The sequence below is a fragment of the Mycoplasma sp. NEAQ87857 genome, from assembly GCF_009792315.1.
Lineage (GTDB): Bacteria > Bacillota_I > Bacilli_A > Mycoplasmatales > Metamycoplasmataceae > Mycoplasmopsis.
The window spans coordinates 782,265-808,626 of sequence record NZ_CP045542.1; the positions used below are offsets into that span (position 1 = coordinate 782,265).

Genomic DNA, 26,362 nt, shown 5'->3' on the forward strand with positions numbered 1-26,362 from the left:
TTTTGAATAAATAATTTTATTGTTATAATAGTTAAGCAAACAATTTTGCTAAAGAAAGTTCTTTGAAAACTAGATATATACAATACATGACAGTCAATTTTTTCGAGAGTTTGATCCTGGCTCAGGATGAACGCTGGCTGTGTGCCTAATACATGCATGTCGAGCGAGGTTCTTTTGAACCTAGCGGCGAATGGGTGAGTAACACGTACTTAACGTGCCCTCTAGATTGGAATAACGCTGAGAAATTAGCGCTAATGCCGGATACTTATTAAAATCGCATGATTTTAATATAAAAGGAGCGTTTGCTTCACTAGAGGATCGGGGTGCGAAACATTAGCTAGTTGGTAAGGTAATGGCTTACCAAGGCGATGATGTTTAGCGGGGTTGAGAGACTGATCCGCCACACTGGGACTGAGATACGGCCCAGACTCCTACGGGAGGCAGCAGTAGGGAATTTTCCACAATGGACGAAAGTCTGATGGAGCGACACAGCGTGCAGGAAGACGGCCTTCGGGTTGTAAACTGCTGTTATAAGGGAAGAAAAAACAGAGGAGGAAATGCCTTTGTCTTGACGGTACCTTGTCAGAAAGCAACGGCTAACTATGTGCCAGCAGCCGCGGTAATACATAGGTTGCAAGCGTTATCCGGAATTATTGGGCGTAAAGCGTCTGTAGGTTGTATGTTAAGTCTGACGTCAAAACTTGGGGCTCAACCCCAAATCGCGTTGGATACTGGCATACTAGAATTGTGTAGAGGTTAGCGGAATTCCTAGTGAAGCGGTGAAATGCGTAGATATTAGGAAGAACACCAACATGGCGAAGGCAGCTAACTGGGCACATATTGACACTGAGAGACGAAAGCGTGGGGAGCAAACAGGATTAGATACCCTGGTAGTCCACGCCGTAAACGATGATGATTAGCTGATGGAAACCATCGGCACAGCTAACGCATTAAATCATCCGCCTGAGTAGTATGCTCGCAAGAGTGAAACTTAAAGGAATTGACGGGGATCCGCACAAGCGGTGGAGCATGTGGTTTAATTTGAAGATACGCGTAGAACCTTACCCACTCTTGACATCTTCCGCAAAGCTATAGAGATATAGTGGAGGCTAACGGAATGACAGATGGTGCATGGTTGTCGTCAGCTCGTGTCGTGAGATGTTCGGTTAAGTCCTGCAACGAGCGCAACCCTTGTCCTTAGTTAAATGTTCTAAGGAGACTGCCCGAGTAATTGGGAGGAAGGTGGGGACGACGTCAAATCATCATGCCTCTTACGAGTGGGGCAACACACGTGCTACAATGGATGGTACAAAGAGACGCAATACGGCGACGTGGAGCAAATCTCAAAAAACCATTCTCAGTTCGGATTGTAGTCTGCAACTCGACTACATGAAGTCGGAATCGCTAGTAATCGTAGATCAGCTACGCTACGGTGAATACGTTCTCGGGTCTTGTACACACCGCCCGTCACACCATGGGAGCTGGTAATGCCCGAAGTCGGTTTTGTTAACTACGGAGACAACTGCCTAAGGCAGGACTGGTGACTGGGGTGAAGTCGTAACAAGGTATCCCTACGAGAACGTGGGGATGGATCACCTCCTTTCTACGGAGTACAATGATCGTTTTAACGATTAACCTTAACCAGACTATTTTAATAAAAACAGCTTAAATGTTACAAGAATGTCATGTACTATTGATAATAGTCCGATAGATATATCTAGTTTTGAGAGAATTTTCTCTCTATGTTCTTTGAAAACTGAATAGTAAAGATATTACAACGACATCAACAAATTTATATATTAATATGTCAATTTGTTTTGATACCGAGTAATTATTACAATGTAATAATTTATTGAAATGTCTTTGAATATACATCAACAATAGGTAAATATTGAAAAACAACTTTTAAATAAGTAAGAGTGAGTAGTGGATGCCTTGGGTCTGGAAGTCGATGAAGGACGTGATTACCTGCGATAAGCCTCGTGGAGCTGGATATAAGCTACGAAGCGGGGATTTCCGAATGGGGAAACCTAACTAGAGTAATGTCTAGTTGCTATGGAATGAATAAAATAGTTCCATTTGCGAGACACGTTGTGAACTGAAACATCTTAGTAGCAACAGGAAGAGAAAATAAATAATGATTCCATCAGTAGCGGCGAGCGAACGTGGAAGAGCCCAAACCAACTATGTTGGGGTTGTAGGACTACCTACATAAAGTTACAAATCTTTATCATAGCAGAATAAGTTGGGAAACTTAAGCATAGAGGGTGATACTCCCGTATGCGAAATGGTAAAGACTTTTGGTAGTATCCTGAGTAGGGCGGGGCACGTGAAACCCTGTCTGAATCCGCCGGGACCATCCGGTAAGGCTAAATACTAACCAGACACCGATAGTGAACTAGTACCGTGAGGGAAAGGTGAAAAGAACCCCGGGAGGGGAGTGAAATAGAATCTGAAACTACTTACTTACAAGTAGTCAGAGCCCGTTAATGGGTGATGGCGTACATCTTGCAGTATGGACCGGCGAGTTATGTTAACATGCGAGGTTAAGTGGAAAAAAGCGGAGCCGTAGAGAAATCGAGTCTTAATAGGGCGTTTAGTATGTTGATATATACCCGAAACCATGTGATCTATTCATGAGCAGGTTGAAGCTTGGCTAACCCCAAGTGGAGGACCGAACCGTAGTACGCTGAAAAGTGCCCGGATGACTTGTGAATAGTGGAGAAATTCCAATCGAACTTGGAGATAGCTGGTTCTCCTCGAAATAGCTTTAGGGCTAGCGTGTGATGTTAAACTTTGGTGGTAGAGCACTGAATATGGAATGGCCGCACCTAGCGGTACTGACTATAATCAAACTCCGAATACCATTGTGTATTATCATGCAGTCGGAACCGGGGTGCTAACGTCCCGGCTCGCGAGGGCAACAACCCAGATCGTCGGCTAAGGTCCCAAAATTGTGTTAAGTCAGAAAGGTTGTGAGGTTTCATAAACAACTAGGAGGTTGGCTTAGAAGCAGCCATCCTTTAAAGAGTGCGTAATAGCTCACTAGTCAAGAGACCTTGCGCCAATAATGTAACGGGAGTAAAACACAATACCGAAGCCACGGGTACGAAAGTACGTTAGAGGAGCGTTCTATGTGCGGTGAAGCTAGACTGAGAAGACTAGTGGAGCGCTTAGAAGTGAGAATGCCGGTATGAGTAACGATTTGAGGTGAGAATCCTCAACGCCTATTGGGAAAGGTTTCCTGGGGAAGGTTCGTCCACCCAGGGTTAGTCAGGACCTAAGGAGAGGCTGAAAAGCGTATTCGATGGATAACAGGTTAATATTCCTGTACTACCTTTTACAAGTGATGGAGTGACGGAGAAGGATAGCACTACCTATTATTGGATTTAGGGGTAAGTAGCGACTGGTGAATGTAGTTAAATGCGCATTCTATAACCGGAATCTACGATGCATAGAACTTTTGTTTTAATTGTGTGATTTCATGCTTCCAAGAAAAGCTTCTAAACGTTATAAAGTAAATGGTACCTGTACCGAGAACGGACACACGTTCCCAAGATGAGTATTCTAAGGCGCGCGAGAAAACCAATGTTAAGGAACTCTGCAAAATGACCCCGTAAGTTCGCGAGAAGGGGTGCCAACATTAAGTTGGCCACAGTAAATTGTGAGGGGCAACTGTTTATCAAAAACACAGCTCTCTGCTAAACCGCAAGGTGATGTATAGGGGGTGAAGCCTGCCCAGTGTCCGAAGGTTAAGCGGATGCGTTAGCTTATGCGAAGCGTTGAAGTGAAGCCCGGATGAACGGCGGCCGTAACTATAACGGTCCTAAGGTAGCGAAATTCCTTGTCGGCTAAATACTGACCTGCACGAAAGGCGCAATGATCTCTCAACTGTCTCAACATTGGACTCGGTGAAATTATGGTCCCGGTGAAAACGCCGGGTACCCGCATCAAGACGAAAAGACCCCATGGAGCTTTACTACAACTTCGTATTGGAACTTGGCCTAACATGTGTAGGATAGGTGGGAGACTATGAGATTAAGGCGCTAGCCTTAAAGGAGTCGTCCTTGAAATACCACCCTTGGTATGTTGAGTTTCTAACCTGCTACTGTTATCCAGTAGGGGGACAGTGCGTGGTGGGTAGTTTGACTGGGGCGGTCGCCTCCTAAAAGGTAACGGAGGCGTTCAAAGGTACACTCAATACGGTCAGAAACCGTATGTAGAGCGCAAAGGTAGAAGTGTGCTTGACTGCGAGACCTACAAGTCGAGCAGGTGCGAAAGCAGGACTTAGTGATCCGGCTATACGTTATGGAACGGTAGTCGCTCAACGGATAAAAGTTACCCTGGGGATAACAGGCTTATCTTGCCCAAGAGATCACATCGACGGCAAGGTTTGGCACCTCGATGTCGGCTCATCGCATCCTGGAGCTGGAGTTGGTTCCAAGGGTTTGGCTGTTCGCCAATTAAAGCGGTACGCGAGCTGGGTTCAGAACATCGTGAGACAGTTCGGTCCCTATCTGATGTGGGCGTTGGAATATTGATGAGAGCTGCTCTTAGTACGAGAGGACCGGAGTGGACGTACCCCTGGTGTTCCAGTTGTTTTGCCAAAAGCATAGCTGGGTAGCTAAGTACGGAAAGGATAACCGCTGAAAGCATCTAAGTGGGAAGCCTCCTCAGAGATAAGTATTCCCTTGAAATTCCTTATAGACTATGAGGTTGATAGGGTGGAAGTGTACGTGTAGCAATACATTTAGCTGACCACTACTAATAAATTGATAGGTTTAAAAGTTAAGATGTATATTAGACATTTTAATGAATTATTATTTACTATTCAGTTTTGAAAGAACATAAAAAATCCCTTAATTGGGATTTTTTTATTGCGTTTTTAAGCCACAATTAACTATTAATATCATCAATATCTCTTATAATTTAGTTTCTGTATAAAGATTTATAAAATATATGTGATAATTTTTCATAAAATAGCTATATTTACATACGTTTTATAATAAAAATATGAAAGTGTATCATAATAAAAATGAGGTAATTATGTTTAAGAAAGATTTGTTAGTAGCTGTTCCTAAAAATACTATTCTTTTAAAGAAAAATAATAATTCTTATGTTTATTTAAATGTGAGTATAAAAGAAATAAGAAAAAATAAATCAATTATTTATGATAGAAAATGTATTGGAAAATTAGTTAATAAAGATTTAAATTTAATGAATCCGAATGATAATTTCTTTATTTATTTTCCGAATCAAACCAATATTGTTAATAACAAAATATTTTCATCCTCATTATCAATTGGTCTAGCAATGGCTTTTGAAAAAATTGTCAATGATTTAGGATTAGATATTATATTAAGAGAAATATTTGAAGATAAATTTAATTTAATTAAAGCTATAAGTTTATATTATTTAGATTCTCAACAAATGTCATTAGAATTATTCGAAAAATGAGCTTATCATAATTACACAAACTTAAATTCTATTCCTTCAAATTCAACGATTTTTAATTTTTTGAGTAACTCTATAACTGAAGATGAAATACTTGCTTTTCAAAATGCATGAGCATTGCAAGTTAAGTATTTATTTGATGAATCGCCTGAATTGCTTTTATCCTTAGATTCTATTAATTTAAATACATTTATAAAAGAAAATAGATTTATTAAACATCTTGAACTTCAAGATAACAATAATTTATTTGAGATAAATTTATCCTATGCATTAGAAAATCAAACAGGTTTGCCTATATTTTATGAATTATTCCCAAATGCAAAAACAAATCAAAACTATTATCAAAATGTGATTAATAGATGTGATGCATATAGATTTAATAACATATGTTTATTATTAGATAAAGCTGACTTTTGCTCAAATGATCTTAATTTTCTTGATCAAATGGATAAAAAATTTATTGCAATGGTTAAAGGTTACAATAAAGACATAAAAAATCTTGTTCTTAATAATAAGGAATTAATTATTGATAATGTAGATTATTTATTAGATGATTTTACTTTATACGGAATGAAACTTCATCAAAAAATATTTGATTATAGTTCTAAAGATTATTATGTTTATTTATTTTATAATGATAAACAAAGAGCAATACAAAAAGAAAGTTTTTCTAAACTTTGTTCTATTTTTAAAAAGCAACTAGAAAGACAAACTTATTTAACTAATGATGTATTCAAGAATTATAGAAAATACTTAAATTTTGAAGCAAATGATAAAAATCAAATAATGTCAATACAAAACAATAAAGACACAGTTAAAGAAATTATAGAATATGGTGGTTTATTTAGTTTAGTATCTAATCAAAATTATGATTTAGAAAAAGTAATATCAATTTATCAAAAGAAAGATATTATTAATAAATTGTTTAAAGGATTAAAATATGATTTTGATTTAAATAAAAATAACAACTATAATCAAAATGTTTTAGAATCTAAAATATTTTTAACTTTTATTACAGCTATTGTCAAAAGTTATATTAACTATAAATGTTTTGAGTTTTTTAACAATCATCCCTTAGCAACAATTGATACAATAATGACTGAATTATCGAAAGTTGAAGTTTTAAAAATGGAAGACAAATACCTTTGAAAATATCCTTTAACAGAGCAACAAAAAGAAATATTTACTCTTATTGGTATTGATGATAAGTTTATCACTGATTTTATTATTGAATTAAATAAAACTATTATCTAATAGGATATATCAAATTTTATGTAATAAAACTCATTAAAAATACACATCTAAAAATAGATGTGTATTTTTAATTTAATAGTTGTGTAATTTTAGCTTCTAAGATTTTAACTATATTTTGAATTTCTTCCTTAATTTGTTGATCAAATCTATTTAATATTGGAGCATCAATATCTAATACTGCAAATAATTGATTATTTACATTTACAGGTATAACCATTTCACTTTTAGAATCACTATCACAAACAATGTGATCTTTATACTCATTTACATCATTGAATATAATAGTTTCATTTTTGGTAGCTGCTAAACCACAAACTCCTTTAGGAAATGGTATTTCTGTACAAGCTACTTTCCCTTGAAATGAAGCTAAAAATAAAGTATTAGGAAATTTTTTATCAGTTAAATAAAACCCAACTCAATTTAAATTCTGGTAATTTTGTTTTATAAAAGCACTTGTGTTAGCTAAAACTGTGTAAATTTGTCTATCATAATTAATTAAATCTTCATAGTATTTTTTCATAGGTTAAATTATATAAAAAATAATTAAACTAAAAACATAATAAACAACTAAAAAAATATACAAAAATAATGTTTTTAATTTTGTTTATATTTTTGTTTGAGATTATTTGCTTTATAGTAAAATACTATTACGCAAATATTAAGAGCTAAAAGCTAATAAAAAAAATTCATTTTTCATTAGTAAAAATTAATATTAGTGTTATAATAGTTAAGCAAACAATTTTGCTAAAGAAAGTTCTTTGAAAACTAGATATATACAATACATGACAGTCAATTTTTTCGAGAGTTTGATCCTGGCTCAGGATGAACGCTGGCTGTGTGCCTAATACATGCATGTCGAGCGAGGTTCTTTTGAACCTAGCGGCGAATGGGTGAGTAACACGTACTTAACGTGCCCTCTAGATTGGAATAACGCTGAGAAATTAGCGCTAATGCCGGATACTTATTAAAATCGCATGATTTTAATATAAAAGGAGCGTTTGCTTCACTAGAGGATCGGGGTGCGGAACATTAGCTAGTTGGTAAGGTAATGGCTTACCAAGGCGATGATGTTTAGCGGGGTTGAGAGACTGATCCGCCACACTGGGACTGAGATACGGCCCAGACTCCTACGGGAGGCAGCAGTAGGGAATTTTCCACAATGGACGAAAGTCTGATGGAGCGACACAGCGTGCAGGAAGACGGCCTTCGGGTTGTAAACTGCTGTTATAAGGGAAGAAAAAACAGAGGAGGAAATGCCTTTGTCTTGACGGTACCTTGTCAGAAAGCAACGGCTAACTATGTGCCAGCAGCCGCGGTAATACATAGGTTGCAAGCGTTATCCGGAATTATTGGGCGTAAAGCGTCTGTAGGTTGTATGTTAAGTCTGGCGTCAAAACTTGGGGCTCAACCCCAAATCGCGTTGGATACTGGCATACTAGAATTGTGTAGAGGTTAGCGGAATTCCTAGTGAAGCGGTGAAATGCGTAGATATTAGGAAGAACACCAACATGGCGAAGGCAGCTAACTGGGCACATATTGACACTGAGAGACGAAAGCGTGGGGAGCAAACAGGATTAGATACCCTGGTAGTCCACGCCGTAAACGATGATGATTAGCTGATGGAAACCATCGGCACAGCTAACGCATTAAATCATCCGCCTGAGTAGTATGCTCGCAAGAGTGAAACTTAAAGGAATTGACGGGGATCCGCACAAGCGGTGGAGCATGTGGTTTAATTTGAAGATACGCGTAGAACCTTACCCACTCTTGACATCTTCCGCAAAGCTATAGAGATATAGTGGAGGCTAACGGAATGACAGATGGTGCATGGTTGTCGTCAGCTCGTGTCGTGAGATGTTCGGTTAAGTCCTGCAACGAGCGCAACCCTTGTCCTTAGTTAAATGTTCTAAGGAGACTGCCCGAGTAATTGGGAGGAAGGTGGGGACGACGTCAAATCATCATGCCTCTTACGAGTGGGGCAACACACGTGCTACAATGGATGGTACAAAGAGACGCAATACGGCGACGTGGAGCAAATCTCAAAAAACCATTCTCAGTTCGGATTGTAGTCTGCAACTCGACTACATGAAGTCGGAATCGCTAGTAATCGTAGATCAGCTACGCTACGGTGAATACGTTCTCGGGTCTTGTACACACCGCCCGTCACACCATGGGAGCTGGTAATGCCCGAAGTCGGTTTTGTTAACTACGGAGACAACTGCCTAAGGCAGGACTGGTGACTGGGGTGAAGTCGTAACAAGGTATCCCTACGAGAACGTGGGGATGGATCACCTCCTTTCTACGGAGTACAATGATCGTTTTAACGATTAACCTTAACCAGACTATTTTAATAAAAACAGCTTAAATGTTACAAGAATGTCATGTACTATTGATAATAGTCCGATAGATATATCTAGTTTTGAGAGAATTTTCTCTCTATGTTCTTTGAAAACTGAATAGTAAAGATATTACAACGACATCAACAAATTTATATATTAATATGTCAATTTGTTTTGATACCGAGTAATTATTACAATGTAATAATTTATTGAAATGTCTTTGAATATACATCAACAATAGGTAAATATTAAAAAACAACTTTTAAATAAGTAAGAGTGAGTAGTGGATGCCTTGGGTCTGGAAGTCGATGAAGGACGTGATTACCTGCGATAAGCCTCGTGGAGCTGGATATAAGCTACGAAGCGGGGATTTCCGAATGGGGAAACCTAACTAGAGTAATGTCTAGTTGCTATGGAATGAATAAAATAGTTCCATTTGCGAGACACGTTGTGAACTGAAACATCTTAGTAGCAACAGGAAGAGAAAATAAATAATGATTCCATCAGTAGCGGCGAGCGAACGTGGAAGAGCCCAAACCAACTATGTTGGGGTTGTAGGACTACCTACATAAAGTTACAAATCTTTATCATAGCAGAATAAGTTGGGAAACTTAAGCATAGAGGGTGATACTCCCGTATGCGAAATGGTAAAGACTTTTGGTAGTATCCTGAGTAGGGCGGGGCACGTGAAACCCTGTCTGAATCTGCCGGGACCATCCGGTAAGGCTAAATACTAACCAGACACCGATAGTGAACTAGTACCGTGAGGGAAAGGTGAAAAGAACCCCGGGAGGGGAGTGAAATAGAATCTGAAACTACTTACTTACAAGTAGTCAGAGCCCGTTAATGGGTGATGGCGTACATCTTGCAGTATGGACCGGCGAGTTATGTTAACATGCGAGGTTAAGTGGAAAAAAGCGGAGCCGTAGAGAAATCGAGTCTTAATAGGGCGTTTAGTATGTTGATATATACCCGAAACCATGTGATCTATTCATGAGCAGGTTGAAGCTTGGCTAACCCCAAGTGGAGGACCGAACCGTAGTACGCTGAAAAGTGCCCGGATGACTTGTGAATAGTGGAGAAATTCCAATCGAACTTGGAGATAGCTGGTTCTCCTCGAAATAGCTTTAGGGCTAGCGTGTGATGTTAAACTTTGGTGGTAGAGCACTGAATATGGAATGGCCGCGCCTAGCGGTACTGACTATAATCAAACTCCGAATACCATTGTGTATTATCATGCAGTCGGAACCGGGGTGCTAACGTCCCGGCTCGCGAGGGCAACAACCCAGATCGTCGGCTAAGGTCCCAAAATTGTGTTAAGTCAGAAAGGTTGTGAGGTTTCATAAACAACTAGGAGGTTGGCTTAGAAGCAGCCATCCTTTAAAGAGTGCGTAATAGCTCACTAGTCAAGAGACCTTGCGCCAATAATGTAACGGGAGTAAAACACAATACCGAAGCCACGGGTACGAAAGTACGTTAGAGGAGCGTTCTATGTGCGGTGAAGCTAGACTGTGAAGACTAGTGGAGCACTTAGAAGTGAGAATGCCGGTATGAGTAACGATTTGAGGTGAGAATCCTCAACGCCTATTGGGAAAGGTTTCCTGGGGAAGGTTCGTCCACCCAGGGTTAGTCAGGACCTAAGGAGAGGCTGAAAAGCGTATTCGATGGATAACAGGTTAATATTCCTGTACTACCTTTTACAAGTGATGGAGTGACGGAGAAGGATAGCACTACCTATTATTGGATTTAGGGGTAAGTAGCGACTGGTGAATGTAGTTAAATGCGCATTCTATAACCGGAATCTACGATGCATAGAACTTTTGTTTTAATTGTGTGATTTCATGCTTCCAAGAAAAGCTTCTAAACGTTATAAAGTAAATGGTACCTGTACCGAGAACGGACACACGTTCCCAAGATGAGTATTCTAAGGCGCGCGAGAAAACCAATGTTAAGGAACTCTGCAAAATGACCCCGTAAGTTCGCGAGAAGGGGCGCCAACATTAAGTTGGCCACAGTAAATTGTGAGGGGCAACTGTTTATCAAAAACACAGCTCTCTGCTAAACCGCAAGGTGATGTATAGGGGGTGAAGCCTGCCCAGTGTCCGAAGGTTAAGCGGATGCGTTAGCTTATGCGAAGCGTTGAAGTGAAGCCCGGATGAACGGCGGCCGTAACTATAACGGTCCTAAGGTAGCGAAATTCCTTGTCGGCTAAATACTGACCTGCACGAAAGGCGCAATGATCTCTCAACTGTCTCAACATTGGACTCGGTGAAATTATGGTCCCGGTGAAAACGCCGGGTACCCGCATCAAGACGAAAAGACCCCATGGAGCTTTACTACAACTTCGTATTGGAACTTGGCCTAACATGTGTAGGATAGGTGGGAGACTATGAGATTAAGGCGCTAGCCTTAAAGGAGTCGTCCTTGAAATACCACCCTTGGTATGTTGAGTTTCTAACCTGCTACTGTTATCCAGTAGGGGGACAGTGCGTGGTGGGTAGTTTGACTGGGGCGGTCGCCTCCTAAAAGGTAACGGAGGCGTTCAAAGGTACACTCAATACGGTCAGAAACCGTATGTAGAGCGCAAAGGTAGAAGTGTGCTTGACTGCGAGACCTACAAGTCGAGCAGGTGCGAAAGCAGGACTTAGTGATCCGGCTATACGTTATGGAACGGTAGTCGCTCAACGGATAAAAGTTACCCTGGGGATAACAGGCTTATCTTGCCCAAGAGATCACATCGACGGCAAGGTTTGGCACCTCGATGTCGGCTCATCGCATCCTGGAGCTGGAGTTGGTTCCAAGGGTTTGGCTGTTCGCCAATTAAAGCGGTACGCGAGCTGGGTTCAGAACGTCGTGAGACAGTTCGGTCCCTATCTGATGTGGGCGTTGGAATATTGATGAGAGCTGCTCTTAGTACGAGAGGACCGGAGTGGACGTACCCCTGGTGTTCCAGTTGTTTTGCCAAAAGCATAGCTGGGTAGCTAAGTACGGAAAGGATAACCGCTGAAAGCATCTAAGTGGGAAGCCTCCTTAGAGATAAGTATTCCCTTGAAATTCCTTATAGACTATGAGGTTGATAGGGTGGAAGTGTACGTGTAGCAATACATTTAGCTGACCACTACTAATAAATTGATAGGTTTAAAAGTTAAGATGTATATTAGACATTTTAATGAATTATTATTTACTATTCAGTTTTGAAAGAACATAAAAAATCCCTTAATTGGGATTTTTTTATTGTGTTTTTTAACTAATATTAAGCTGAAAAATGTACAATAAAGAAATCAAAAGCAATAAGTGTTAAAGGAGAAATAAATGAGTCATCAAAAGAGGGTTTTATCATTATTTAGTGGTTGTGGTGGAATGGATATTGGGTTTGAAGGAGATTTTTATTGTCTTAAAGAATCAATTAATACTAAAATTCATAATGATTGAATAAAAGAAGAAAAAGAGCAATGAGTTAAATTAAAACCTACTGGTTTTAAAACAGTTTTTGCAAACGATATTAGAAAATATGCAAAAGCAGCTTGAGTTTCTTTCTTTGAACCTAGAATAAAAAACGCTAATGAGATTTATCATTTAGAAAGTATTGTTAATTTAGTTAAACAACATAAAAACAATAACAACGTTTTTCCAAATGATATTGATATAGTAACAGGTGGTTTTCCTTGTCAAGATTTTTCAGTAGCGGGAAAAAGACAAGGTTTTAAATCAACTAAAAGCCATAATGGTGAAATGTTAGATGATGATTCTTTAAAATATGAAAATCGAGGACAACTTTATACTTGGATGAAAGAAGTTATAAGTATTGTTAAACCTAAAGTGTTTATTGCTGAAAATGTTAAGGGATTAATATCTTTAAGTGATGCTCAAAAGATAATAGAGCAAGATTTTGCAAACGCTACAGATGGAGGGTATTTAGTAGTGCCTGCAAGAATATTACAAGCAGCTAATTATGGCGTAGCACAATCAAGAGAAAGAATTATATTTTATGGGTTTAAAAGATCTAGTTTGACTGATAAAGCCTTAATTGAACTTAATAAAAAAGAAATTGATCCAAAATATGATCCTTATCCAATAGCAACACATAATTATAATGTTGTAGGGGAAAATTTACTGCCATTTGTAGATGTAAGAACTTGTTTAAAAGGGTTAAAAGAACCGAATGATACAAGTGATGAAACACAAAAGAAATATTCCAAAGCTAAATTAACTAAAGGACAAGGTAATATAGAAGTTAAATTAGATGGAATTTCTCCAACAATTAGATCAGAACATCATGGTAATATAGAATTTCGAAGATTAAGTATAGAAAATGGTGGTAAGAATATTGATGAAATTAATGCAGGAATGGAACAAAGAAGATTAACAATAAGAGAATGTGCAAGATTACAAACCTTTCCTGATGATTATCAATTTATATTACCTAAAACTCAAAATAATATAGCAGTAAGTGCTAGTGCAGCATATAAAATCATAGGAAATGCTGTACCTTGTGTTTTAGCTTATCATATAGCTAAAACTCTTAGTGAGAAATGAGATATGTATTTTAAAAAAGAAGCAGATTAATCTGCTTCTTTTAGTATCTGTTTGATTTGGTTTTTAAATAGGTGTTGATCTTAAAAATTAACTTTTATAGGTCGAAATAACAAAAAACAATGCAATAGAGTTAGTTTCAAATGCATTAGTTTTATGTTCAATATATAGAAAAAAATATTTTTTTACAATGATTTTAATTAATATTATGAATTACTCATACAGCAACTGAATATATATATATATATATTAAAATTTTAATAATATAAAGCAATTTAGAGGTGAAAATGTCTGATACTAATCATAATATTAAAAATAAAATTCTATTATTTAAATCCAAAAAGTTTTGAATTCCATTAATAGCAACATTAACTACATCAGCAGTGGTTATTCCAACTACTATTTTTGTAGTTAAAAATAATAAAAAACAGCAATTACAAAACAATATTAAAGAGATTGCTTCAAGATATGATGATTTATTACATATTCCAGAATTTAAAAATATGCAAGATTTAGTATTAAATTCTTTAAATGAAGGTGATGTTAATACTGCATCTATTAAATTAGATCAATTACAATCAAAGATAGATAAATTAATTGATCAAAAACAAAAGTATTCTAACAAAATTAATAATGATCGTATAACTAAATGATTATCTAAACCTAATGTAAAACAAATGTATATTAAGATTAATAATCAATTAGAACACAACAATCTAAACAATGTAGAAAAACAATTTAATGAATTAGAAAAGGTAGTTGTAAGCTATAATGAATCAAAAAACAAATTAACTAAAGAATTTAAACTTTTAACTTCTAGTTATCAAGAATGATTTAATAAACCTGAAATTTATAAAATTTACAATGAAGTCTCAAACGATTTAAATGTTAATAATCTTGATCAAGCTACTATTAAACTTAATGAATTAAAACAAACATTAGAATCAAAAATTAATAAAAAAGAGCAATATCAAAACAAGATTAATAATATTATTGCAAGCGATAAAGTCATCTATCAAAAATTTAATAATTTATATCAAGAAGTTATTAAAAAACTTGATAATAATGACTTAGATGGAATTGAAGAGCAAATTAATAAGATTGAAGAACTTGTTTTAAATAATAAACAAATAAAAGCACAGTTAGAAAGAGAATTTAACTTATTAAATGAAGATCCTGCAGAACCTTATAATGCTGAAATTGTTAGATTAAAAGCGTTAATTAGAAAAAATCTAAAAGCTTATAATATTGATAGAGTTAAAGTTGAATTAGAAGAATTAAAAATTGAAATCCAAAAAGAAAAAGAAAAAAGCGAATTAAATAAATTAATGAATGATTTAGCGTGAAAAATTAATGAATATCGTCAATTAGATTTTTCAAAAATTACTAACATAAACGAAAGTAATGCCTTTAAAAATAATGAATGAAGTGTAAATGTCTATGATAATAAAAGTGAAGTTGTATCAAAAATAGATGATATTAATAATTGAATAACCAAATATAACCAATTACTTATTAAGCAAGATCAATTTGATAATCTTGTTTCGAATTTTGAAGCTACAAAATATAATCAAAATATAATTAGAGCCAAAATATTCCAATTCAAAAATAAAGACCTTACATTAGATACAGACATTAATCAATATATAAATGAATTAAAACAACTTAATAGTGAAACATACTCAGATAAGCTTTCAAAAGTTAAAAGACTGATTCAAAAAGAAAATGGATATTTAGATGAAGCGCATTGACAAGAATTTAAAGAAATAAAACTAAATAATCCTGATTTTGATTATGGGATAGATTTAACTCCTTATGATGTATCGGTAAATGGAGAAAAAACAAGATTAATGAATGTCGGGTTACCATTAGAACAAAGAGTTAAATGAGAATACTATATCTTTGAACTAAACAAAATTAAAGATTATTTTAATCAAAATGGTGAACTATTTTGACAAATTAATAAAAGAATTGATTTCTTTATAAAGTTGGTTAAAAAGATTTTTAAATGTTGATCTGATAGTTATCATAGTGCTTCAAATGATAAATATAAAGAATATAATTACATAGATTTAGGTGATGCAAAATCTTATCTTAATGATAAAGATGATAATTATATTTATTCATTAGAAGAAGTAGAAATGCTTTTTCCTAAAGTTTTTGAAGAGATTTCTAAAATTTTTAAGAATCACGGAATATGATTAAGGGGTTCAGAACCTAGAAGGCCTATGAAGGAAAAATATTTCAATTCACATTGATTTTATTTTGATTACGACCTAAATAAAACCATAATTGGACCTGAAGAAGACAATGCACGGTATGATTTTTATAAAAGTAGTGATTATGATGATAGTTACAAAAGTACTTATTTTAATTTTGAATATCTAACAAGTTGAATTAAATATTATACTTCTCCAGAAGTCAAATCAATGGTTATTGATATGAATAATAGTATTGGAGAAATAAATGATAATGATGTTATTGCTTTAAATGATTATAAAAAATATGAAGTTTCTAACCCTTCAATTGCTAAATATTTAAAAGATAGAACCAACTTCATTTTTGAAGAAGGTGGAGATTTTTATAATGAACCAAATGAGTTTGATTTATTTAGAGATTATCATGGTGGAAAAATTCGAGATAAATACTTTGAAAGTTATTATAAAGATTTCATATTAAATAATAAAGATTACTTTAATACTTTAAATAAAGATATTAGATTTTCTTATGGTGATATTTTAACTAAAGAAGCTGCTTGATCTGGTGCTATATCAAGAGAATACTATGACTATTTCCCATTTTCTCAATGAGTCTATTGAAATGAAAGTGATTATAAAAAATATGTCAAATATGTTGATATTGATTCTAAATATAGATTAAATGAAAATAAATCTATTATTGTTGAATATGATGAAAATATATTAGCTAACTTACTATTTACTCAACCAAATTACTTTGCTTCATCTGGTTCTTATAATCCAGCTGGTGAACATTTAAAATCTGAGATTATAAATAAAATGAAAACTGCTGATGAATACAATAAATGAGTCACAGACAATCCATTATTATGATATAACCCTATAAAAGAATTCAACGAATGATATAAAAAATGAAAAGAAGTATTACCTAAGATAATTGATAAAAATTGAACAGATGAACAAAAAGTAAAAGCTGTAATGTTTTATATTTGTGCAAATAGTTATTATTATTCTAACGATAGTTCATTAAGTTTTAAATTTGGTAGCTTTTTTGCAAACGGTAAAAGACCTTCTAATCCTACCATATTATTTGATGAAAATATTAGAAGTCTTAAATGTGTGGGTTATAGTAAAAACTTATCTATGGCATTAACTTTATTAAATATCCCAGTACGTATTATGGGTGGAGTTTCTAAAAAAGGAATGATAGACGGAGCTCATGCTTGAAATGAAGTATTTTTAGATGGAAGATGAAAGGTTATAGACCTTACTAATAGTGATTTTAGTGAAGAATTGTATAAAAATAGTGATAATTATAGTAGAGTTGGCAAAATAGATCCAGCATATAAAGGATTTCCTACTTATGAAATGAATCCTAATAGAATGATTTTTGAAAGAAATGATGATTACACTATTGCTAATTATAAATTAACAATAGATAGTTATATTTTAACCATTACTAATTATTCAAATCCCGATGAATATGAATATCCATATTTACCTAGAAGTATATATGCTAATGGACCTAGTTGAACTAATATAGATTTTAATAAAGAATTACCTTTTATACCAGAAATAATATCTAACAAAGAAAATGAAGAATATGAGGAATTACATAAAAATGACCCTATTGACAATGATTATGATTCTGCATTAAATTGAAAAAGACCAAAGAATTATTTAGGATAAGATATATTGGTAATTTTATTTAAACTTAATAATAAAATATATATAACAAAAAAGCAGTTAGATTATTCTAACTGCTTTTTAATAACATTTTTAAATTTTGAGATTTAGATTTCTTTGCTTAGTCAAAATAATATAATTTTTATATATAGCTATTTTAGTTATATATAAATTATTTTTAAATTAAGGACGAAAATGAAAAAATATAAATTATATTTTTTAACAGCTTGCATTTTACCTACTATTAGTTTAATTGCTTGTAGCAACACTAGTAATAAGTATAATGCATCAAATAACAATCTTAATAAAACCATTCAAGAATACAAAATAACAGTTAATAATCAAGAGGTAAATTTAAATCATACTTTTAATTTAAATGATCAAGTTACTATTGAATATACCAAAACACAAGAAAATCAAAATTATCAATGACAAATGTACATTAATAACCAATGGATTAATGTAGTTAATGCTACAAAAAATAAGTTAATTTTAAATATAAACAACTATTCTAATAATCAATATCGGTTAGTTATTAATGAAAATAGCAACACTATTACAACTAACCCTATTAATATTAATGTTGCTCAAGTTGCTAGTGCTCAATTAGATATTAATTTAACTGATGCAACTATTAATGCAAATTTAATCACAGTAGAAAATGATTCTACTGTGAAATTAAGTTATGATGGTAATAATCATTCAAATGTTAGTTATAAATGAATTAAAGAAAATGATCAAGAAACAAAAATAGTAGCTAATACAAAAGAATTAGTATTATCAAATTTTACTAATTTAGATATCAATCATAAAGATCAATATAAATTAGAAATTTATACTAATAATCATCTAGTTGCGGCATCTAATAGTTTTACTATTAGTAAAAAGATTATTTTTAATAATCTTAACATTGCTTTTAATGATGCAAAAAGTAATATTTTAGGAATATCTTACTTAGATCAAGATACTAAAGTAAACCTTAGTAGTTCTTTAGTAACGAACATTGATACTAAAGAACTTAAATATACTTGATATGAATTAATTAATGGAATTTGAACTAGTGTTTCAAATGATCAAGATTATCAATTTAACTATCAAAAAGGACAAATTAGAACTTTTAGATTAAATGTTAATGTTCAAGGAAGATGAAATATTAATCCTTTAGTGTCTAATAATTTAGTTTTTGAAACTAAATTACCAACTTTAGATTTAACTAAAGCGACTAAAGAATTTAAACACTGAGTAGAAAATAAAGCTAATTTATTAGCTTTATATCAAATTTGAGCTAATAATAATTTAGGTTTATTTAATGCTTATTTACTTAATGGAGTAGGTAGCATTAAAGTTTTAAATTTACCAGAATTAAATAATTGAGAATTTGATATTGATGATAGTGGGTATTTAATTGCAATAGCTAAAGTTAATGACGATCAAGGGACTATAGGAGTTTTTGGTTCAAGTAAAAAACCAACTAAAATAATTAAAATTCCTAAAGATAGCAAAATTAAATTTGTTCTACCATTTAATATTAAAAACACTAAACATCAAACTAATTTAATCTATAGTGTTTTAGGTGATGGAAGTACTATTATTAAATTGAATAATATAGCTCCTTATCATATATTTAAAAGTTATGAAGCATCAAATAATGCTATAGGTTTTGCTATTTTTAAACCAAATAGTGATTTTAATCAAGCTAATTTAATTTTTAAAGCAGAAGATCAATATTATAATAAAGCTTTAAACGTAGTACCAATAAGTAATTGAGTTTTTGTTCATAAGAAGTTTCGTGATTTAACTTTTAGTTCTACTATTTATGATCAAATTCCTTTTTATGGTTCAAAAGAGAATTTGATCAAACCAATTATTGTGATTGATCAATCTCACAATGATCAAATTATTCCATTGTTACCAAATCAAGAATTGAGTTTAAATATTAAACCTTATTTAAGTAATAATGCAGTAGATGATTTTAAGATTCAATGATATAGAACTACTAATAAAAATGATCTAAATGATGAATCTAAAATGGAATTAATTAATCAAGCTAATAGTTCTACACTAAATATTACAGCTAAAGAAATTAAAGGACATACTTTATATTATTATGTAGCTAAAGTTTCAACTAAATGAAATAACCATCTTATAAGTAGTTATTCTAAACCATTTATGGTTGATTTTACTGATGGATTAACCTTAAAAGAAGGGTGAGAAAATGAAGTTCAAGAATAAAAAAATACTATTAGCTACATTATCTACTTGTATTTCTATTGGTGGTTTAACTATTGCTTGTAGTAAAACACCTAATACAATTCAATCACCAGTAAAAACTCCAGATCCTAATAATCAAGTTCAAGTTTATGAATATTTATTTGATAATACTAATCATACAGCCACTATAACTAAGTTTAATAATATTAATAATCAAAAAAATATTATAATACCTGCTTTTGTAAGTAAAGATAATATTGAATATAAAGTTAATAAGATTGCTAATGCAGTATTTTTAAATGCTAATCTTAATAGTGTAGTTTTTAGTGATACTATTAGTCAAATAGGTGATTTTGCTTTTGCGAATAACCAATTAAGTTCGATTATATTACCTAAAAACCTTAAGGTTTTAGGTAATAATGCTTTTAGTAACAATCCTTTTGCATTAAATACTAAAATTTATTTACCTTCAAATACTATTTGAGCTAAAGATAGAATTAATGCTGCATTTAATACTAATAATAATTATTCAACTATTATTAATGGTGTTAAAAGTATTATTCAAAACAATCAAGTTTATAATTTTAACACTCAAAATGATGCTTGAACGATTCAATCTTATCTTCCAGAAGTATCAGATTTAGCAACTAAGAAAGTTAATAGTGATCCTAATGCTTGAAACAATAGAGAACTTAGAGCTTATGATCAAAATAACTATCAAGCACTAAGATTCTATAATCCTAATATTGCTTATGATAGTTATGATGTATCAACTAATAGTATCTTATTTAAACATAGAAAAAATAATATTGGAATTTTAACTTTTAATAAACAAAATCAAACAATTAATTATCATCCTTATAGTTATAAATTAAAAAATAAAAATCATTTTACTAAATTCAGTATTTATTCACCTACTAAAAATAGTTATACATATATCAATGATTTAACTAATGATAGTGAATTTTTTGATGATTCTAAGACAATTAATTATCAAATAGGAGATATTATTAGTTTTGATAATTTAGATTTAGGTGATATTAATTTATTAGTCTCATCTAACTTTAGTGATCTAAATAATATTAGCAATCTTAATCAACTTTATAATCTCAATCTAAGTAATAGTTATCAAACTCAAGGAACTATTAGTTTTATTATTACTAAATATGGATTAAGACCTTATAAAGAGTTGTATAACATACAACCAATAGTAATTAATGATAATAAAATTATCATTAAAGGAACTACTAAAGCTAATTCAAAAGTAGTAGTTAATTATAAAAATCAAGAATATACAACCACAAGTGATAATTTAGGTAAATTTAGTTTAACTATTGCTGTAGCTAATTATGATTATAAAATAGTTAATGATATAGTAGTTAAATTAGAAAATCAAAAACCTATTACTACTCACATAGTAGCAAATAATTTTAGAGATAGTAATTTCTATATTAAATGATCAAATGGTTCTAAAGAATATAAAATTAAGCTTGCATTTAATGATTTTGCTAAAAATTTATTTGCAACTACAGTAGATATTCCTGCTTCATTTAATACTATACACAATAAGTATAATGATAATATACCTGATCAATTAGGTTTAATCAATGAGCAAAATCAAGCTTTAAAAATTGAGTTTTTAAATAGTAATCATCAAGTAATTTCAAGTTCAGAAATTAATGCTTCTATGAGTATTAGTCAAATTAATCAACAATTAGCAAATATTAATTATACTAATGCTAGTTATATTAATATTACTTTAGAATCTAATCATCAATCAATTACAGCAACCCAAGGTAATAATCATATTAAGCTCCAACCAATTAATAACAAGCATAATAGTTATCAAATAGCAATTAACAATGGACAATTAAGTTCAATTAATAATCAAAACTTTAATCATTCATTTGATTATGGTTGAAAAATTCAAAATGGTTTAATGGTAACTAATGAAATTTATGGTAAATTGCAAACTAATGGTTATGCTAAAGATTATAATGATATTAATCAACTAATGCAACAAGTAGCTAATGAAATAACTAAAGGATTAGCTACAGATTATCAAAAAGCTGCAGCTATTTCTCAATGAGTATCTCAAAATGTCAGATACACTTACTTTGGCTCTTTTTCAAATTACCAAGTAAGTAATGAATATGTCTTTAAACGCTTAGCAGGAGTTTGTGGTAATTATGCTGCATTAGCTGCAATTTTAATGTCTCAAGTTGGAATAGTTGCTAGAGTAGTAGATGGTTATGCTACTACTCCTGCAAGTAAATGAAATAACTTTAAAAGCATTGGAATTGATCACGCTTGAATGCAATTTTGATCAAAAGATTTAGCAACTTGAATTACTTTTGATCCAACTTGAGGAATTACTTCAAATATTGGTCAAATTCAACCAGTATTTAATTGAAGACGATCTAAACAATTTGTCATTATGGTCTTTTGACCAAAAAATACTAATTATTTAGATTATTTTAAAGGAAATCAAGATCAAGCATTTTATATGTTAAACAATATTTATGCAATCTATAATGGTTATTATTCTAATGCTCCAAAGCTTGATGGAATAGCTAATTTAGCTAAATTATTAAATCAAGCTAAAGACTTAAAAGATGGTCAATATTTAGAGGTTAATTAAGCTTAAATCAATAAAAAATCGACAGATATCTGTCGATTTTAGAATCAAGTATTATTGGTCTTTAGCTACTGAATCACGATATTTTAAGCGATAAAAATCAATATATTTATCATTGATTTTTAATGTGGTTCAAGCATTAGTGGGTTTATTATATATCTTCTTACATAATTCATTAGGTGTATATAATTTTGAGTTATATTTTAGTTTTCCATTTTTATCAAAATGTAAAACTAAATCATCTAATATTACATCATCTTCCTGAGTTTCCAAGTTTTAACAAAAAACAATAAAAAGAGCATTTTATTGCTCTTTTTTTAACTTTTTCAAAAATTTACATTGTAATTTATGGTTTTTGAGTTTCTAATATCTTTTTGATAATAGCAAAATCATTTAAATGTTGCATATTATCTTTATTTTCTATTAATTTTTCAGTGATAATTTTTGAATTTACTACTTCAACATATTTATTAGCACTTAAAATTGCTTTTATTAATCTTGTGTTGGTAAATCTTTCATTTTTAACACCTAATACAGGTTCTAGGTTTTTATTTACTAAAGTTAGTAAATATCTCATAAGAACTAATGATATAAAGCATAAAAGGAAATATCCTTCAATGTGTTTGTCACTTCGCACATACACAGGTCTGATTCTTAAAGCGTTTTTTAATGTTCTAAAGTTTTCTTCAACTTGTCATTGTTTTGCATATAAATCAACAACATCTTGAACTGTAAGATCGTGTCTTGATGTTTCGTAAGCATATAAACCATCAAACTTTTTATCTCTCTCGATTTTTTCATAATCTAACTTGTATGAAGTTGTTTTACCATTTTCAATTTCTTTAAAGAATTTGTATTTTTTACCAGCAAGCAAATCAGCTTGAGCAACAATACCATTTTTAGCTTTTTTATTGAAATTATCAATAAGAATTTGTCTATCTTGTTTATCTTTTTTAGCACGTTTTTCACTATAAGTTATTATTCTACGTCTAGTTCTTCCGTTTGGACGTTTTTTCTGTCATAGCGATTCATAAGTTTCTTCTTTAAATTTAAAATTATCTAAATCAACATATCCTTCAGGATCTTGAGCGAATAATTTAGTTCTTTTAGTAGCGATTTTTAATCTGTAAGAGATTATAAAATCAATATTATTTTGTTCTAGGAATCTAATGTTTTTATTGGTACTCATTCCTCTATCAGCAATTATTGTAACCATTCTAAGGTTGTAAATTTTCTTGATTTCGTTGATAAATGGAATGAAAGTATTTGGGTCAGCTGTATTGCCTTTAAATAATTTGTAATGGATTGGAATACCATTTTCATCAGTGATTAAACCCACTACAATTTGATCTTCTTTGAATTTTCCATCTTTTGAATATCCAGGGTGTTTAAGACCTAAACTTGTAAAAGTTTCAAAATATACAGTTGATGAATCAAATCACATAACATCAACAGATCTTAGGTTTTTAGAAATTAATGAATTATTGATGTTTTTTAAAATAGTTGTTTTATTATCTGAAAGATAATCTAAAGAGTTGTAAAATGTAGTCTTTTTTGAATCAAATTCAATTTCATAATCAGGAATACTTTCAAAAGTTTTAATAAGACTTTGTTGTTTTAGGATACGTGTTGAAATTATAAATTTCAATATTTTTATTAATTCTTTTGATCTTGTTTCTTTTGTCTTCTCAAAAATATCCAAGTCATCAATTGTGTTAAATAAAACTTGATGACCATAATTAACAACTTTTGATTCAACAACTGAATTTTTAAGAACTTTATTTACTTCTTGCAAAATTTTATCTTTAGGTCATTCAGGATCTCAATTAACACAAGCTTCTTTTAAGAGATTAATTGGGTCTTTTGTAGATTTTTCTAATTTTTCTAAATTACCTAAACCAATACTTCGCTTGTAACCTCTAGCATGACCATTTGAGATAGCTGCTGTGATGTAGTATGTGTCTTTTCTTTTACTTCTAACAATAATCCACTTTTCTTTTTTCATACTCCTAATTATACCATAATTACAATGTAATTATGTGGAAAAAATAATTTTTTTACTATACGTAGTATAGTAAGTATGGAAAAGTGTTAAAAAATTGGTCAAAACTTGGAAACACAGGAATTAAACTTAAACAAAAAAATATGAGTACATAGTACTCATATTTTTATTTTTTACCTGAGTTTCCAAGTTTTAACAAAAAACGATAAAAAGAGCATTTTATTGCTCTGTTTTTAACTTTTTCAAAAATTTACATTGTAATTTACGGTTTTTGAGTTTCTAATATCTTTTTGATAATAGCAAAATCATTTAAATGTTTCATATTATCTTTATTTTCTATTAATTTTTCAGTGATAATTTTTGAATTTATCACTTCAACATATTTATTAGCACTTAAAATTGCTTTTATTAATCTTGTGTTGGTAAATCTTTCGTTTTTAACACCTAATACAGGTTCTAAGTTTTTATTTACTAAAGTTAGTAAACATCTCATAAGAACCAATGATATAAAGCATAAAAGGAAATATCCTTCAATGTGTTTATCACTTCGCACATACACAGGTCTAATTCTTAAAGCGTTTTTTAAAGTTCTGAAGTTTTCTTCAACTTGTCATTGTTTTGCATATAAATCAACAACATCTTGAACTGTAAGATCGTGTCTTGATGTTTCATAAGCATATAAACCATCAAACTTTTTATCTCTTTCGATTTTTTCATAATCTAACTTATAAGAAGTTGTTTTACCATTTTCAATTTCTTTAAAGAATTTGTATTTTTTACCAGCAAGTAAATCAGCTTGAGCAACAATACCATTTTTAGCTTTTTTATTGAAATTATCAATAAGAATTTGTCTATCTTGTTTATCTTTTTTAGCACGTTTTTCACTATAAGTTATTATTCTACGTCTAGTTCTTCCGTTTGGACGTTTTTTCTGTCAAAGTGATTCATAAGTTTCTTCTTTGAATTTAAAATTATCTAAATCTACATATCCTTCAGGATCTTGAGCGAATAATTTAGTTCTTTTAGTAGCGATTTTTAATCTGTAAGAGATTATGAAATCTATATTATTCTGTTCTAGGAATCTAATGTTTTTATTGGTACTCATTCCTCTATCAGCAATTATTGTAACCATTCTAAGGTTGTAAATTTTCTTGATTTCGTTGATAAATGGAATGAAAGTGTTTGGGTCAGCTGTATTGCCTTTAAATAATTTGTAATGGATTGGAATACCATTTTCATCAGTGATTAAACCTACTACAATTTGATCTTCTTTGAATTTTCCATCTTTTGAATATCCAGGATGTTTAAGACCTAAACTTGTAAAAGTTTCAAAATATACAGTTGATGAATCAAATCACATAACATCAACAGATCTTAAGTTTTTAGAAATTAATGAATTATTGATGTTTTTTAAAATAGTTGTTTTATTATCTGAAAGATAATCTAAAGAGTTGTAAAATGTAGTCTTTTTTGAATCAAATTCTATTTCATAATCAGGAATACTTTCAAAAGTTTTAATAAGACTTTGTTGTTTTAAGATACGTGTTGAAATTATAAATTTCAATATTTTTATCAATTCTTTTGATCTTGTTTCTTTAGTTTTATCAAAAATATCCAAGTCATCGATTGTGTTAAATAAAATTTGATGACCATAATTAACAACTTTTGATTCAACAACTGAATTTTTAAGAACTCTATTTACTTCTTGCAAAATTTTATCTTTAGGTCATTCAGGATCTCAATTAACACAAGCTTCTTTTAAGAGATTAATTGGGTCTTTTGTAGATTTTTCTAATTTTTCTAAATTCCCCAAACCAATACTTCGCTTGTAACCTCTAGCATGACCATTTGAGATAGCAGCTGTGATGTAGTATGTGTCTTTTCTTTTACTTCTAACAATAATTCACTTTTCTTTTTTCATACTCCTAATTATACCATAATTACAATGTAATTATGTGGAAAAAATAATTTTTTTACTATACGTAGTATAGTAAGTATGGAAAAGTGTTAAAAAATTGGTCAAAACTTGGAAACACAGGATTAAATT

Annotated in this window: 9 protein-coding genes and 4 rRNA genes; 9 read left to right on the forward strand and 4 right to left on the reverse strand. The window is 31.5% G+C overall.

Annotated features, from left to right (window positions below; all coding sequences use genetic code 4):
* Positions 1 to 98 precede the first annotated feature (98 nt).
* From GE118_RS02830 to GE118_RS02840, 3 genes are all read left to right on the forward strand, one after another.
* Positions 99 to 1,603, forward strand: a 16S ribosomal RNA gene (locus GE118_RS02830).
* A 300-nt stretch (positions 1,604 to 1,903) separates the two neighbouring features.
* Positions 1,904 to 4,789: ribosomal RNA gene (locus GE118_RS02835) — 23S ribosomal RNA — on the forward strand.
* Together the 16S and 23S rRNA genes form the textbook arrangement of a ribosomal RNA operon.
* Positions 4,790 to 5,013: 224 nt before the next feature.
* On the forward strand, positions 5,014 to 6,708 hold the full coding sequence (locus tag GE118_RS02840) for a hypothetical protein (protein WP_158763932.1): 1,695 nt from the start codon (positions 5,014 to 5,016) through the stop codon (positions 6,706 to 6,708).
* Positions 6,709 to 6,775: 67 nt separating this feature from the next.
* Here GE118_RS02840 and GE118_RS02845 read toward each other — a convergent pair whose 3' ends face one another.
* Positions 6,776 to 7,228: a GAF domain-containing protein gene (locus tag GE118_RS02845; protein WP_158763933.1), complete on the reverse strand. Its 453-nt coding sequence runs from the start codon at positions 7,226 to 7,228 to the stop codon at positions 6,776 to 6,778.
* Positions 7,229 to 7,502: 274 nt separating this feature from the next.
* Here GE118_RS02845 and GE118_RS02850 point away from each other — a divergent pair.
* From GE118_RS02850 to GE118_RS02875, 6 genes are all read left to right on the forward strand, one after another.
* Positions 7,503 to 9,007, forward strand: a 16S ribosomal RNA gene (locus tag GE118_RS02850).
* Between the two features lie 300 nt (positions 9,008 to 9,307).
* A 23S ribosomal RNA gene (locus tag GE118_RS02855) occupies positions 9,308 to 12,193 on the forward strand.
* A 166-nt stretch (positions 12,194 to 12,359) separates the two neighbouring features.
* The gene (locus tag GE118_RS02860) at positions 12,360 to 13,613 is read left to right on the forward strand and encodes a DNA cytosine methyltransferase (RefSeq protein ID WP_158763934.1); all 1,254 of its coding nucleotides are present in this window, start codon (positions 12,360 to 12,362) and stop codon (positions 13,611 to 13,613) included.
* 254 nt (positions 13,614 to 13,867) lie between these two features.
* Positions 13,868 to 17,467, forward strand: coding sequence for a transglutaminase domain-containing protein (locus GE118_RS02865; protein ID WP_158763935.1), 3,600 nt, complete (start codon positions 13,868 to 13,870; stop codon positions 17,465 to 17,467).
* Positions 17,468 to 17,659: 192 nt separating this feature from the next.
* On the forward strand, positions 17,660 to 19,696 hold the full coding sequence (locus GE118_RS02870) for a hypothetical protein (RefSeq protein ID WP_158763936.1): 2,037 nt from the start codon (positions 17,660 to 17,662) through the stop codon (positions 19,694 to 19,696).
* On the forward strand, positions 19,680 to 22,316 hold the full coding sequence (locus GE118_RS02875) for a transglutaminase domain-containing protein (protein WP_158763937.1): 2,637 nt from the start codon (positions 19,680 to 19,682) through the stop codon (positions 22,314 to 22,316). The genes GE118_RS02870 and GE118_RS02875 overlap by 17 nt, the downstream gene beginning before the upstream one ends.
* 51 nt (positions 22,317 to 22,367) lie before the next feature.
* Here the strand turns inward: GE118_RS02875 and GE118_RS02880 are convergent, their stop codons facing one another.
* The 3 genes from GE118_RS02880 to GE118_RS02890 form a co-directional block, all read right to left on the reverse strand.
* Positions 22,368 to 22,586, reverse strand: a complete 219-nt coding sequence (locus GE118_RS02880; RefSeq protein ID WP_158763938.1) for a hypothetical protein — start codon at positions 22,584 to 22,586, stop codon at positions 22,368 to 22,370.
* A gap of 73 nt (positions 22,587 to 22,659) precedes the next feature.
* Entirely contained in the window at positions 22,660 to 24,318 is a 1,659-nt protein-coding gene (locus GE118_RS02885) for an IS1634 family transposase (RefSeq protein ID WP_158763939.1), read from the reverse strand.
* Between the two features lie 259 nt (positions 24,319 to 24,577).
* Entirely contained in the window at positions 24,578 to 26,236 is a 1,659-nt protein-coding gene (locus GE118_RS02890) for an IS1634 family transposase (protein ID WP_158763940.1), read from the reverse strand.
* Positions 26,237 to 26,362: the final 126 nt, after the last annotated feature.